Consider the following 13,969-nt stretch of genomic DNA (forward strand, 5'->3'; position numbering starts at 1 on the left):
TGCTGCGGTGTGAAGGGCGTTACTTCTGAGGGCGGCCCCGCCGCAGGCCCATAGCTTGATGCGTACCTGACAGGGAGTCCCTATGCCGTTTCGTTCCTTCTTACCTTCTTCTTGCACTGCTTCCTTGCGCGCCACTGCTGGCGCCAGCACCTTTATTGCCGCGATGGCGGTCGGGAGCCTCTCTTTTTCCGCGGTTGCCGCCGATGCGTCCTTGCCGACCAAACAGGAGATTGTGATTGGTACTACGGTGGGGGATTTTGCCGACATGGTGACCGACTCCATCAAGCCGCAGCTGGAGGCCAAGGGGTATAAGGTCAAGCTGGTGGAGTTCACCGACTATGTGACTCCCAATATTGCTCTGGCTGACGGATCACTGGATGTGAACTGCTTCCAGCACAAACCCTATCTGGAGAGTTTTGCCAAAGATCGCGGCTTGTCGCTGGCGCCCATTACCCAGGTGCCAACCGGTCCGATGGGGCTCTATTCCGGCAAGCTGGCAGCACTCGACAAGGTGAAAGAGGGGAGCACGGTGGCCATCCCCAACGATCCCACCAATCAGGCGCGGGCGCTGTTGATGCTGCAGGATCTTGGTTGGCTCACTCTCAAGGAGGGGATAAACCCGCTAAAAGCGAGCGAGTTTGATGTGGTGAACAATCCGCACAATCTCAAGCTGGTACTGCTGGAAGCCGCGCAGTTGCCCCGCTCGCGGGAGGATGTGGATTTCTCGGTGATCAACGGTAATTTTGCCGCCTCCAGCGGTATCCCGTTTAGTGAAGGACTGTTTCTGGAGCGCAGCTACGATTTTATCAACTGGGTGGTGGTGAAAAGCGCAGATGCGGATCAGCCTTTTGCCAAAGATGTGGCGGCGGCCTACAACTCGGCGGCGTTCAAAGCCTATGCAGCCAAGCGTTTCGTCGGCTACAAGTACCCGCAAGGGTGGGGTGGCTAACAGTCGTGAACGTGGCCCGGCTATACAACGAAAAACGCCCCGAATTCGGGGCGTTTTTTATGGTAGCAAGCCATCAACGGGCGCTTCACTGGTTGCGATAGAAGCGGTTCAGCTCGTTCATCACCTGGATCATGGCGCCCATATCCGGGGTGCCGTGCTTGATCGGACGATAGCTGTTGCGCTCCAGCAGTTCAAAGTCACCCTGCTTGTTGAAGTGGGTGATGGTGTCCCCTTCATAGATGGCGAAGTCGTTCTGATCCCCGGCCAGCAGCCAGTTGCGCGGGCTGGTATCAAACAGCGAGCGGCCAATGCTGTAATCGCGCGCCGGATTGCGCACGCCCAGCATCCCCTGCATCAGGGTCGGCGCCAGATCGAAATGGCTGCTTGGTTGTTCCCGAACGTCACTGCCGCGCCCTGGCCAGGCCAGTACCAGCGGTACCTGCACCTGATAGGGTGAGTAGTTGCTGCCTGCGCCCCAGCTGTTGCTGCGGGTGTCGTTGAACTCCTGGCCGTGGTTGGAGGTGATGACGACGATGGTGTTGCTGTCCATCCCCTGCGACTGCAATTTGGTCAGCATCTGCTCAAGCAACTGGTCGGTATAGAAGACCGAGTTCTTGTAGCGGTTCTCCAGTTTTTGCAGGTTCTCCGCCCGATAGGCGGTCGCCGGATTGAAGTTGGCAAGCTCCGGCTGGAACGGCCCCTTCATGGTGGCGGGTAACTGGTAGTCGCCGGGGCTCGAGAGATAGACCAGCGAGAACCAGGGGCGCTCGGGAGAGCGCTTCTCCAACCACTGTTGCCAGTCGGTCAGCAGCTTGCCATCGTCACTCTGCTCGGAGACAAACACCTGTTTGCGCAGACCGGCGAGGATGCTCTTGCGATACTTCTGGGCATCTTCCATCGCGCCGAACAGCCCGAACTGGTAATCCTGGCGCAGCATCTCGTCGAACAGCACCGGCGGACGCTTGTCGCTGCTGATGTCCTTGTAGTAGTGACCGGGCAACCCGTAGAAGAGGCTGAACATGCCCATCAGGTCGTCGTTGCCGCCACTCAGGTGATTGCGGAACGTCAGATGCTGATCCGCATAGCGCTGCAGATTGGGCATGTTGATGTTGTTGAGCATGTCAAAACGCAATGAGTCGACCACCACAATCAGCAGATTGTTGTGAGTCAGGGGGGCGTTGACGTTGAGCGGGCGCAGTGGGTAATGCATCCGGCTGTCGCTGTTATCACCCTGGGAGGCCGCCTGCTTCTCGTACTGATCCAGATCCAGCCAGCCATGTTTGGCCAGGAAGGAGCGGGCCGTCATGGGGTAGGAGAGGGGGAAGTTGGCTCTCTGCATGGTGATCGGCTGATAGAGGGTCGCATCGGCCCAGCTGTTGACCACGTGGGTCAGAATAAAGCAGATCAGCAGGGCCAGCCCCACCTGATTGCCGTACTGGCGGCGCTTGCGCTTGTTGATCTTGCGCCAGACATAGGCCGACAGCAGCAGTTGCAGCAGGAAGATGGTGGGCACGGCAACGAAGATGATGCTCCAGATTGAGCCCTCTTCGGTCTGCGCCTGATCCAGCAGCAACTGCCATACCTGACTGTTGAGGTGGAACTTGAACAGCCGGAATACCTGGGTGTCGATCAGCAGCAGCACCAGCGCCAGGGTAGCGATGATGGCCGAGATGAACCGCAACGACTTCTCCTTGGGCAGCACGAAGCTGAGCGGGAAGATCGTCAACAGGTAGGTGACAAAACTCAGAAACGAGAAGTGGCCAATCCAGCTTACAACGAGATAGATCACGCCAAGCGTGGTCGATGGCCAGCTGATGGCACCCAGATAACGGGTGGCGATGAGCATGGCCAGAATAATGTTGAAGAAGGAGAACCAATGCCCCCAGGTGATCAGGCGAGAGACATTATCACGATAGGGGTTACCGGTTTCGACCATAGTGATCCATCTGCGTTGAGAAACGTCAAATCAACAGAGTCGGGGACTCAGTGTGCGTCGTGGCGATTATCGACCGATGCGGTCAGGGCCTGGACAAACTTTTCAGTGATGGCCTGGCGCTGGGCCGGTGCCATACCGTTGATGATATTGGTGGTCAGATTGCCAAGCACCATAAGGCTGAGATCTACCGGCGCTTTATGCTTTTCCAGCGCGGTGATCAGGTCGTTCATCAGGGCGTCAAATTGCTCGTTATTGTACTTTGATACGATAGGCATAATCTTCAGTTCATCTCGGTTCAAAGCGCCTTATAATACTTCACCCTTTCGGCTAACACTATGGCTTTGTGACATGAGTCTCGATATCGACAAGATCATTCTTCACTCCTTGCGCCAGGGCGGCGATGGTCAACCCCACGCCGATACCCGCAGCCAGACCCTGCCCCCTGATGAGGCGGTACAGGGACTGATGGCGGAACTGCATCGGATCTACAACGGCAAGGGCGGCAAGGGCTTTGGCTTCTTTGCCGACCCCGAGGCCGCCGTCGCCGAGCTGGCCGACGGTGAAGAGGCTCCCAAGCAGCCTTCACCCGCGTTTCGTATCGCCCTCGAACAGCTGCTTGACGAGCAGACCGAATTCGTTCCCTTCTCGGTCACCGTGACCCAGATGCTGGTCAAGCAGCTGGTGGAGCACGCCCTCGATGAGCAGGGGGTGCTGCTGTTTGCCAAATATAACTACGTCGGGGTCGATTATCTGCTGATTGCTCTGCTGGAGGGCAAGGAGAGCGTCACCGTCAGCGAAGCGCTGGAATTGCGCCATATCCAGTATCTGGATATCGGCAAACTCAATCTGGTGGCCCGCATTGATTTGACCGAATGGAAAACCCAACCTGATTCGCGCCGCTATATCACCTTCAGCAAGGGGCGCATTGGTCGCAAACTGGGCGACTTCTTTATGGATCTGCTGGGTGCCCGCGAGGGCATGGATGCCAAGGTACAAAATAAAGGCTTGCTGCAGGCGGTCGAAGATTATTGCGACAGTCGTCAGCTCGAGCCGACCGAGCGCAATGACTATAAAAAGCAGGTCTTCAAATATTGCACCGAACAGGCGAGTGCCGGTGAAGAGATCGAAATCAAGGAGTTGTCTGCAGAATTGCCTGGCGACGGTGACCTCGATTTTTACAGCTTTATCGGTCAGGAGTATGAGCTGGAAGAGCGCTTCCCGGCGGATCGCTCTACCCTGCGCGGGCTGACCAAGTTTGTTGGCTCCGGCGGCGGTCTGACTCTGAGCTTTGAGCAGAAGCTGTTGAACAGCCGGATCTTTTACGATCCCCAGACCGACACCCTGACCATCAAGGGTGTGCCGCCCAATCTCAAGGATCAGCTGCTGCGCCAGTCGTAGTCATGCTCCCGAGTGTGATCAAGTCGTCATTTCTGGCAAAAAGAGACTCCGCCCCGGCGGGGTCTCTTTTTTTATTGCGCCCGGGCAGACCTCGAAACTGGCGCGGTACTTTGTTAACAAATCAAACAAAATAAACCATCTGAAAGGGTTTTCATTGAGGTGAAAACCCTTTCATTCATGAAATTTTATTTCATTTTGGTAATTATTATTCTGTGGTTGTCTGGAATTAAGCCGATAAATGGCCGTAATTCCCTGAAATAAGAAAATGTTTTCAAAACTTTCTGGAAGGAAATACGTAATTGCATTTCAAAAATGCGAGTTGCGTCATGTGAGCCGTTTGCCGCTTGGGATAATATTCATCTCGCACACAATGCTCTTACAGCGCGGAACTAATACAAGGAAAGGCTCATGAAAAAGAAATTGCTGTCATCCCTGATCGGTCTGGCCACTCTTGGCGTCGCTTGCTCTGCTACTGCTGCCATCGATGAAGGCCAGCTGACCATCTGGATCAACGGTGACAAGGGATACAACGGTCTGGCTGAAGTGGGTAAGAAGTTTGAAGCAGAAACCGGCATCAAGGTTACTGTGGCCCACCCGGATCAGGTTGAAGTGAAATTCCAGCAAGCCGCCGCCACTGGCAACGGCCCGGACATCTTCTTCTGGGCTCACGACCGTTACGGTGAGTGGGTCAAAGCCGGTTTGCTGGTTCCGGTAACGCCGAACGCTGCCACCAAAGGCAAATTTGAACAGCTGGCATGGGATGCCATGACTGTTGATGGCAAAACCTATGGCTACCCGGTTGCCATGGAAGCGGTCAGCCTGATTTATAACAAGGACCTGCTGCCCGAGCCGCCGAAAACCTTCGAAGAGATCGCCAAGATTGACGAGACTCTGAAGAAAAATGGCAAGCGCGCCATCATGTGGGCTTATGACACCCCGTACTTCAGCTATCCGCTGGTGGCCGCCAACGGTGGTTACGCCTTCAAAAAAACCGCTACCGGTTATGACGTCAAAGATACCGGCGTGAACAACGCAGGTGCCAAGATGGGCGTGGGCTACATCTCCGAGATGATCAAGTCCGGTCACCTGGAAAAAGGCATCGACTACGGTGTGATGGACGCCAAGTTCAACAAGGGCGAAGTGGCCATGATGATCAACGGTCCCTGGGCCTGGAGCAACCTGGACAAGAGCGGCATCAAGTACGGCGTAGCGCCGCTGCCGACCCTGAACGGCAAGCCGGCCAAAGCCTTCGTTGGCGTACTGGGAGCCACCATCAACGCCGCCAGCCCGAACAAGGATCTGGCTATCGAGTTCCTGGAAAACTACCTGCTGACCGATGCCGGTCTGGCGCCGGTTAACGCCGACAAGCCGCTGGGTGCCGTTGCGCTGAAATCCTTCCAGAAGACCCTGGAATCCGATCCGCACATCAAGGCCACCATGCTGAACGCCCAGGCTGGCGAGCCGATGCCATCCGTTCCCGAGATGAGCCGTTTCTGGTCTTCCTTCGAAACTGCCCTCAAGAACGTGACCTCCGGTCGTCAGGGTGTTGACGAAGCGCTGGATACCGCTGCCAAGCGTATCGTTCAGTAAGCACGCACTACCCGGGAGGCCGTCATGGCCTCCCACTCTCTCAAATCTCTCTTGGCGTTATAAAGGTTAATTGGCATGGAAGTAGTACCTTCTGTTGAGTCCTATGCCGGTCCGAAGGATAAGCACACCTGGCTTAAGTGGACCATAGCGGCCCTGGTTGCCATCCTCAACGGCTACGCAGCCGTGATGATGTACGCCAGTGGCGAGTGGGTATTCGCGCTGCTGGATCTGGTGGTGGTTTCCGTCGGTCTGTATGTCTTCATGAACAAGAAGACCTATGCCCATCGCTACATCTTTCCGGGTGTTGCGGGCATGGTTGTGTTTATCATCTTCCCTCTTGCCTACACCATTGGCATTGCCTTCACCAACTATTCGGGGTCCAACTTGCTCTCCGTGGAGCAGGCGCGGGACTACCACCTGAAGAAAACCTACAAGGTGGCGGGCGGTGAATTCGATTTTACCCTGCTGGGTGGCGACAACGGCCAGTTCCAGCTGCTGCTGACACAGGATGATCAATCCTTTATCAGCCAACCTGTTTCCCTTATGACCAACAAGGCCCGTGAGCTGGCGTCCCGCGAGGGCCGTGTGCAGAACACCCAGCAAGTGGTCGAGCTGCAGCCCTTCACTGGCGAAGCGGCCAGCAAGGCCGCACCGATCCGCGCCATTGTTGAGCATCGTACTCACCTGAGTGACCTTGACCTGGTGCTGCCGGATGGCGGTACCCACCTGACCCTGAGCAGCCTGCGCAAGTTTGCCGCCCAGAAGCAGCACTACACCCGTCTGATGGATGGTGCCGTGCTCAAGTCCGGCGTGGTGATCAAAGACAGCAACCTGCTGCGTGATACCCAGAATGGCGAGCTGATGCTGCCCAATGGCGAGACCGGCTTCTATCAGTACATCGACGATCAGGGTCAGTTTGTCGGCAAGGGTATTGCTCCGGGCTTTGTGGTGAGCGTCGGTTGGAAGAACTTCGCGCGCATCGTCACCGATCCGGGTATCCAGTCACCCTTCCTGCAGATCTTCATCTGGACCGTGATCTTCTCAACCTGCTCCGTCGCTTTCACCCTGGCTATCGGCATGGTGCTGGCCTGTCTGGTGCAGTGGGAAGAGCTCAAGGGGCGCGGTTTCTATCGGGTCATGTTGATCCTGCCCTATGCGATCCCGGCGTTTATCTCCATCCTGGTGTTCAAGGGGTTGTTCAACCAGAACTTCGGTGAGATCAACATGTTCCTGGAAGCGGCGCTTGGCATCAAGCCGGACTGGTATACCAACCCCTTCCTGGCCAAGGTGATGATCCTGATTGTCAACACCTGGCTCGGCTACCCCTACATGATGATCCTCTGCATGGGCCTGCTCAAAGCCATTCCGGAAGATCTCTATGAAGCGTCAGCCATGGACGGTGCCGGTCCGGTGCAGAACTTCTTCAAGATCACCGTGCCGCTGCTGATGAAGCCGCTGACACCGCTGTTGATTGCATCGTTCGCCTTCAACTTCAACAACTTCGTGCTTATCCAGTTGTTGACCAATGGTGCGCCCGACATCATCGGCGCCAGCACCCCGGCCGGTACCACCGACTTGCTGGTGAGTTATACCTACCGGATTGCGTTCCAGGGATCGGGTGGTCAGGACTACGGTCTGGCCAGTGCCATCGCCACCGCTATCTTCCTCATCGTGGGTGCGCTGGCGCTGCTCAACCTGAAATTGTCCAAAGCCGACAAGCAGCTGTAAGGAGGCTTCAACATGGCAATCGTACAACCCAAATCAGTCAAATACCGGGTGTGGGCAACCCACCTGGTCATGTGGGGCTTCCTGGCGCTGATCATCTTCCCGTTGATCATGGTTATCGCCATCTCGTTCCGTAACGGTAACTTCGCGGTAGGGGAGATCATCCCCTCCAATCCAACGCTGGATCACTGGAAGCTGGCGCTGGGCATGTCCATCACCAACGCTGACGGCAGCATCACGCCGCCGCCGTTCCCGGTGCTGACCTGGTTGTGGAACTCCATCAAGATCGCCGGCATCACTGCCCTGATGATCGTGACGCTCTCCACCACCTGTGCTTACGCCTTTGCCCGCCTGCGTTTTCGTGGCAAGTCCACCATCCTGCAGGGCATGCTGATTTTCCAGATGTTCCCGGCTGTGCTGGCACTGGTAGCCATCTACGCGCTCTTTAACAAGATTGGTGACTACATCCCCTGGCTCGGTCTCAACACCCACGGTGGCCTGATCCTGGCGTACATGGGGGGGATTGCCCTGCACGTCTGGACCATCAAGGGCTACTTCGAGACCATCGACTCCTCCCTGGAGGAGGCTGCGGCCATCGACGGTGCGACCCCGTGGCAGGCATTCCGTCTGATCCTGTTGCCCCTGTCGGTGCCCATCCTGGCGGTAGTGTTCATTCTGGCCTTTATCGGTTCCATTACCGAGGTGCCCATGGCCTCCATCCTGCTGCAGGATGTGAACAATCTGACCCTGGCGGTCGGGGCCCAGCAGTACCTCTATCCGCAGAACTATCTGTGGGGTGATTTCGCGGCGGCCGCAGTGCTCTCCGGTTTCCCCATCACAGTGGTCTTCCTGCTGGCACAGCGCTGGCTGGTTGGCGGTCTGACTGCTGGTGGTGTGAAAGGTTAAGTTTATGGCCGGGGGAGCTGACTCCCCCCGCTATCACGATTTGCAAAGATTCAAGAGCGGAGCTCGTCATGGCTGAAGTAGTACTCAACAACGTTCGCAAAAATTACGATCCGGCTGTTCACAAGGACACCCTGCGCAATATCAATCTCTCCATCAAGGAGGGCGAGTTCATCGTCTTCGTCGGCCCGTCCGGCTGTGGTAAATCCACCCTGCTGCGGATGATCGCGGGTCTGGAAGACATCACCAGCGGTGAGCTGACCATCGGTGGTCGCTACATGAACGACGTGCCGCCGGTAGAGCGCAACGTCGGCATGGTGTTCCAGTCCTACGCCCTTTATCCGCACATGAACATCTACGAGAACATGGCCTTTGGTCTGAAGCTCAAGAAGATGGACAAAGAGAACATCCACAAGCGGGTGATGCGCGCCGCCGAGATCCTGGGTCTCGAGCCGCTGCTGGACAGAAAGCCCAAGGCGCTCTCAGGTGGCCAGCGCCAGCGGGTTGCCATCGGTCGCTCCATCGTGCAGCAGCCGCAGGTGTTCCTGTTTGACGAGCCGCTCTCCAACCTCGACGCCGCGCTGCGGGTCAAGATGCGGATCGAGATTGCCAAGCTGCACAAGGAGCTCAACTCCACCATCATCTACGTGACCCACGATCAGGTGGAAGCGATGACCCTGGCCGACAAGATTGTGGTGCTGAGCCCGCTCAAGGCCGAAGCTGCCACCAACCTGGAACAGTTCGGTTCACCGCTGGATCTCTACCACAACCCGGACAACAAGTTCGTGGCGGGCTTTATCGGCTCTCCCAAGATGAACTTCCTGGCTGGCGAGTTGCTGGAGATTGGCGAGCAGGAGTGCCTGGTCAAGTTGACCTCTGGCGATACCGTGCGGGCCCGGGTCGATGCCCGCAGTGGCGCTGTGGGTGACAAGGTGGAGCTGGGTATTCGCCCCGAGCACCTGATGCCGCTGGATCACCCCCATGCGCACAGCAAGGTGAGCGGGATCGTGCAGGTGGCCGAGCACCTGGGGGCCGAGTCCTTCGTTTATATGGATGTGGATGGTCACGACTTTACCGTCAAGGCCACCTCGGATGTGGATGTGGCGACCGGTCAAACCTACAGCGTGGGTATCCCGGCCGAAGCCTGCTATCTGTTCGATGCCAAGGAGCAGGCGTTCCCCCGTACCGCCAAATATATCCGTACCTGATTTTTTGTTGTGCCGGTTTTCCTTTCTTAATAATCAATGCCTTTTTGCCGGTCGTCAGACCGGCTTTTTATTGCCTGCGATCTGAACATGCAGATAGGCAAGGTAACCCGGTTCAAGCCTCGAGTTCGGCGGTAATATCGGGCACAAAGGTCTGGCTGGCCAGCGGCGGGCGCTCATACCCTTCGGTCTTGATGGGGGGGAGCTTGATGGGCTCGTAGTGGATCGCCTCGTAGGGCACCTTGCTCAGCAGATGGGCGATGCAGTTGAGGCGGGCACGGCGCTTGTCGTCCGCCTCCACCACGAACCAGGGACAATCCTCGGTGTCGGTGTAGGTGAACATGTCATCCTTGGCGCGGGAGTATTCCACCCAGCGCGAGCGGGACTGCAAATCCATCGGGCTGAATTTCCAGCGCTTGATGGGGGTGTTGATCCGCTCCTTGAAGCGCTTCTCCTGCTCCTCATCGCTGACCGAGAACCAGTATTTGATCAAGGTGATGCCGGAGCGGATCAGCATCCGCTCAAACTCGGGGCAGGCGCGCAGAAACTCGCGATACTCTGCATCGCTGCAAAATCCCATCACCCGCTCGACTCCGGCCCGGTTGTACCAGGATCGGTCAAACAGCACCATCTCGCCAGCGGCGGGCAGGTGGGCCACATAACGCTGAAAGTACCACTGGGAGCGCTCCCGATCGGAGGGGGCGGGCAGCGCCGTGACCCGGCAGACCCGGGGGTTGAGGGGCTCGGTGATCGCCTTGATGACGCCCCCTTTACCGGCGGCGTCCCGTCCCTCGAACAGCACCACCACCTTCAGTCCCTCCTGCTTGACCCACTCCTGCAGCTTGACCAGCTCCTCCTGCAGATGGGCAAGGTGGTGCTCGTAGCACTTCTTGTCCAGACGCGGCCGCTTCTTGCTCTTCTCCTTCGCCATGGGCTTCTCCTTTTGGCATCCTTTCATGGGTGACTTCTTTGAGTCACTGCCAGCTTGCACCAGGGAGGCGTCACCTGCCAAGGGGGACGTGTTACACTGCCCGCCCATCGCTGGCAACAGGAGATAACATGAAGCATTTTATGGAGATAGCGGGCCGCCGGATGGCCTATCTGGACGAAGGGCAAGGGCCGGTCCTGCTGTTTGGCCACAGCTATCTGTGGGACAGCGCCATGTGGGCGCCGCAAATCGAGGCGCTCAAGGGCAGCTATCGCTGCATCGTTCCCGAGCTGTGGGGCCACGGTGATTCCGACCTGCTCCCCGAAGGTGGCTGCACCCTGGCGACTCTGGCGCGGGATCACCTGGCGCTGCTCGATGCCCTCGGGGTTGACGAGTTCGTACTGGTGGGTCTCTCCATCGGTGGCATGTGGGGTGTGGAGCTGGCGCGCATGGTGCCAAACCGCCTCAAGGGGCTGGTGCTGATGGACAGTTTTGTCGGCCTTGAACCGCAGATCACCTGCGAGCGCTACCTCGGCATGCTGGCGATGATCGAGCAGCTTGGCACCGTGCCGGCGCCCATCGTCGAACAGGTGGCGCCGCTCTTTTTTGCCAATCAGCCTGATGAGGCGCTGATGAGCGGTTTCAAGGCGCGCCTTGCCGCCTGGCCAAAGGATAAGATTGCCGCCATGGTGGCGGTGGGCCGCAGCTTTGTGACTCGCGAGGATCGCATCGAGTGGCTGGAGGAGATAAGCACTCCTGCCTTGGTGATGACCGGCTGCGAGGACAAGGCGCGCCCGGTGCTGGAGGGCTATCTGATGGCCGAGGTACTGGGTTGCCCGTTCAAGGAGATCCCGGCCGCTGGCCACATCTCGTCGCTGGAAAATCCGTCCTTCGTCAATCAGCAACTGACCGAGTTTCTGGCGGCGCTGTAAGCCTGAATTGGCAGCTTGAGCAGGCTTTACTACCAGCCTGATGGTCGTGAAAAAGGGAGCAGAGGGCTCCCTTTTGTTTGGTCGTGTCTCACGGTTCAAGACTCATAACTGTTACCAGATATAGCCCAGCGCAAAACCCGCATAGAGCTCGCCATCGTGCTGGACGATGGGGCTGTTTTTGATGTCCCGATCATACCATTCGTAGTTCATGGCAAACATGCCAATCCAGTTGGGACTGAAGCGGTAGCTGGTGATGAGCGCCGCCATGGGGGAGAGGGTTGAGCCCGTGTCCCAGGCTGGCCGCTGGGCGGTGGCCTCGCTTTCGGAGATACCGCCGAAGTAGTAGTTGGCCATCTTGTCGCTGCGCAGCATCAGCCCCATCCCCGGCATGATCAGCAGGTTGTCGCGCAGGATGGGGAAGTCGGCCCACAGCAGCAGCTCCTGCCCCTTGCTGCGGCCGGTGACATCGCTGTTGGCCCGCACGGTCAGCAGGGCATAGGGGGTGATGATGTTGCCACCGATCCCGCCCTCCAGCTGCCATTTTCGCTGCTCCATGCCAGTAAAGGCCGGAGAGTCCTCGGGATCCAGATTGCCAAAACGGACCCGGCCATAGCCGTAGAGGGCCACATTCTCATCCTTGTGGAAGTAGTAGCGGGCCCGATCCCCCAGAAACATGAACTGGTCGCCAAAATAGATAAAGCCGGGGATGGCGTAGAGGGCGTTGTCCTGCGCTTCATAACGGGCCTGTCCCCCGATGAGCGCTGAACCGGCGACAAAGCCCTGTGGCACCGGGCTGGTGGGACTGTCGCTGGTGAGCAGATCCATGGCGCCAAGATCGATATCGGCGCGGACGGACATGGCGGCAGCGAGGAGCAGGGCCGTCAGCCCTGCCGCTCTGATTTGACGAAAAAAGGTCATGGACACTCCGTTGTCACGATTGCAGGGGATGCGGGTTATTTTGCGGCACCGGGCATCTCTTCACGTTTTGGCCAGGCATTGATCACCGCCTTGACCAAGGTGGCGAGGGGAATGGCGAAGAAGACTCCCCAGAATCCCCACAAGCCGCCAAACACCAGCACGGCGATGATGATGGCCACAGGATGAAGGTTGAGTGCTTCGGAAAAAAGCAGCGGCTCCAGCAAGTTGCCGGTGAGCACTTGAATTACGGTGTAGACGATGACCAGCCAGGTGAACTCCGGCGTCAACCCCCACTGAAACAGCGCGACCATCACCACGGGAACCGTGACGGCGGCAGCACCAATGTAGGGGATCAGCACAGAGAAACCGACCGCGACCGCAAGCAAGGCAGAGTAGCGTAGGCCGAGCAGGGTAAAAGCGCCGTAGGTGATCACGCCGACAATCAGGATTTCGATAATTTTCCCGCGTATATAGTTCATGATCTGCTCGTTCATCTCAATCCAGACCCGCTGGACCAGTGCCCGGTTGCGTGGCAGGAAGCGACGCAGGGAGCTTATCAAGAACTGCTTGTCCTTGAGCAGGAAAAACATCATCAGTGGCACCAGAAACAGATAAACCAGCAGCGCCCCGATGTTGACCAGCGAGCTGAGAGAGAGCGTCACCAGTTGTTCACCGGTTGTGAGGATGCGCTGGCGAATATTGTCGATGACGGTCTCTACCAGGCTGACATCAATGATTTCGGGGTATTTGTCCGGCAGGGTGCGCACATAATCCTGCGCGTGGGAGAGCATTGCCGGTGCTTCTTTAGCCAGATTGACCCCTTGGTTCAGCAAGGTTGGTACCAGTTCGAGTACCACTAGCACGGATGCAGAGATGAACAACAGCAGCACCAGAGTGACAGCCAAGGTCCGTGGCAATTTGGCTCGCTGCAGCCGTCCGATGGGCCACTCCAGCAGATAGGCCAGCACCAGCGCCACCAGCAGGGGAGCCAGCAGGTCGCCAAACAGCCATAGCACCGCAAAGCCAAACACCAGCAACAGGAACAGGGTAACGGCATCGGGATCGGAAAAACGGGTCTGATACCAGCGCTTCAATACTTCTAACATGACTGCATCCTTACATCACTGGGGCTCAAGATGGTTGTTTCGCCCCGACAACCAACTGCAAAGAGAGGGTATTGTCCGGTTGTTGCTGCATCTCGACATGGTGGCCCTGACGGTGCAGATAGGCCGGAATATCCTGCCGGGAGCCCGCATCGGCCAGCCGGATGGTGACGGTTTGACCGCTTTTGGCCCCCCTTAACCAGAGCTTGAGCCGGATCAGCGGCTCGGGGCAACGCCAGGGGGTCAGGTCGAGAATTTCCATGGGGGCTCCATCAGGCAGGTGGCCGCTATTATGGCCGTGATAAGAGCATGAAACAACGCTTGTAGCCCTTGATGGGCAAGGGTATTCTGCCGAGGCCCTTTCTGATGGAGATAGAGATAA

The 13,969-nt window shown here is 57.6% G+C and carries 13 protein-coding genes; 7 read left to right on the forward strand and 6 right to left on the reverse strand.

Annotated features, from left to right (window positions below; genetic code table 11):
* The first annotated feature begins 163 nt into the window (after positions 1-163).
* Positions 164-949 (forward strand): MetQ/NlpA family ABC transporter substrate-binding protein, encoded by a 786-nt coding sequence (locus I6L49_RS02710; protein WP_050552791.1) that lies wholly within the window; start codon positions 164-166, stop codon positions 947-949.
* An 85-nt stretch (positions 950-1,034) separates the two neighbouring features.
* Here the strand turns inward: I6L49_RS02710 and I6L49_RS02715 are convergent, their stop codons facing one another.
* Positions 1,035-2,885: a DUF3413 domain-containing protein gene (locus I6L49_RS02715; protein WP_021229063.1), complete on the reverse strand. Its 1,851-nt coding sequence runs from the start codon at positions 2,883-2,885 to the stop codon at positions 1,035-1,037.
* A gap of 47 nt (positions 2,886-2,932) precedes the next feature.
* Complete coding sequence (locus tag I6L49_RS02720; RefSeq protein ID WP_005333874.1) at positions 2,933-3,160, reverse strand: YejL family protein; 228 nt, start codon at positions 3,158-3,160, stop codon at positions 2,933-2,935.
* A 73-nt stretch (positions 3,161-3,233) separates the two neighbouring features.
* Between I6L49_RS02720 and yejK the strand changes: the two genes are divergently transcribed.
* From yejK to I6L49_RS02745, 5 genes are all read left to right on the forward strand, one after another.
* On the forward strand, positions 3,234-4,283 hold the full coding sequence (gene yejK / locus I6L49_RS02725) for a nucleoid-associated protein YejK (protein WP_005333872.1): 1,050 nt from the start codon (positions 3,234-3,236) through the stop codon (positions 4,281-4,283).
* Positions 4,284-4,691: 408 nt separating this feature from the next.
* Positions 4,692-5,873, forward strand: a complete 1,182-nt coding sequence (gene malE, locus I6L49_RS02730; RefSeq protein WP_005333871.1) for a maltose/maltodextrin ABC transporter substrate-binding protein MalE — start codon at positions 4,692-4,694, stop codon at positions 5,871-5,873.
* Between the two features lie 75 nt (positions 5,874-5,948).
* On the forward strand, positions 5,949-7,601 hold the full coding sequence (gene malF / locus I6L49_RS02735) for a maltose ABC transporter permease MalF (RefSeq protein WP_216950557.1): 1,653 nt from the start codon (positions 5,949-5,951) through the stop codon (positions 7,599-7,601).
* A gap of 12 nt (positions 7,602-7,613) precedes the next feature.
* The gene (malG, locus tag I6L49_RS02740; RefSeq protein WP_005333868.1) at positions 7,614-8,504 is read left to right on the forward strand and encodes a maltose ABC transporter permease MalG; all 891 of its coding nucleotides are present in this window, start codon (positions 7,614-7,616) and stop codon (positions 8,502-8,504) included.
* Positions 8,505-8,572: 68 nt separating this feature from the next.
* Positions 8,573-9,709, forward strand: coding sequence for an ABC transporter ATP-binding protein (locus tag I6L49_RS02745; protein WP_005333867.1), 1,137 nt, complete (start codon positions 8,573-8,575; stop codon positions 9,707-9,709).
* Positions 9,710-9,821: 112 nt separating this feature from the next.
* Here I6L49_RS02745 and ppk2 read toward each other — a convergent pair whose 3' ends face one another.
* Positions 9,822-10,637, reverse strand: a complete 816-nt coding sequence (ppk2, locus tag I6L49_RS02750; RefSeq protein ID WP_005361444.1) for a polyphosphate kinase 2 — start codon at positions 10,635-10,637, stop codon at positions 9,822-9,824.
* Between the two features lie 128 nt (positions 10,638-10,765).
* Here ppk2 and I6L49_RS02755 point away from each other — a divergent pair, with 128 nt between their 5' ends.
* Positions 10,766-11,566 carry an alpha/beta fold hydrolase gene (locus I6L49_RS02755; RefSeq protein ID WP_216950558.1) on the forward strand — a complete coding sequence of 267 codons (801 nt, stop codon included), beginning with the start codon at positions 10,766-10,768 and terminating at the stop codon, positions 11,564-11,566.
* A 111-nt stretch (positions 11,567-11,677) separates the two neighbouring features.
* Here I6L49_RS02755 and I6L49_RS02760 read toward each other — a convergent pair whose 3' ends face one another.
* From I6L49_RS02760 to I6L49_RS02770, 3 genes are read right to left on the reverse strand one after another with little or no spacing between them, the layout of a single operon-like run.
* The gene (locus tag I6L49_RS02760; RefSeq protein ID WP_216950559.1) at positions 11,678-12,484 is read right to left on the reverse strand and encodes a MipA/OmpV family protein; all 807 of its coding nucleotides are present in this window, start codon (positions 12,482-12,484) and stop codon (positions 11,678-11,680) included.
* Between the two features lie 35 nt (positions 12,485-12,519).
* Positions 12,520-13,590, reverse strand: a complete 1,071-nt coding sequence (locus tag I6L49_RS02765; protein ID WP_128816768.1) for an AI-2E family transporter — start codon at positions 13,588-13,590, stop codon at positions 12,520-12,522.
* 25 nt (positions 13,591-13,615) lie between these two features.
* On the reverse strand, positions 13,616-13,849 hold the full coding sequence (locus tag I6L49_RS02770; RefSeq protein ID WP_005361432.1) for a sulfurtransferase TusA family protein: 234 nt from the start codon (positions 13,847-13,849) through the stop codon (positions 13,616-13,618).
* Positions 13,850-13,969 lie beyond the last annotated feature (120 nt).

It is taken from the genome of Aeromonas sp. FDAARGOS 1419 (assembly GCF_019047045.1).
GTDB lineage: Bacteria > Pseudomonadota > Gammaproteobacteria > Enterobacterales > Aeromonadaceae > Aeromonas > Aeromonas veronii.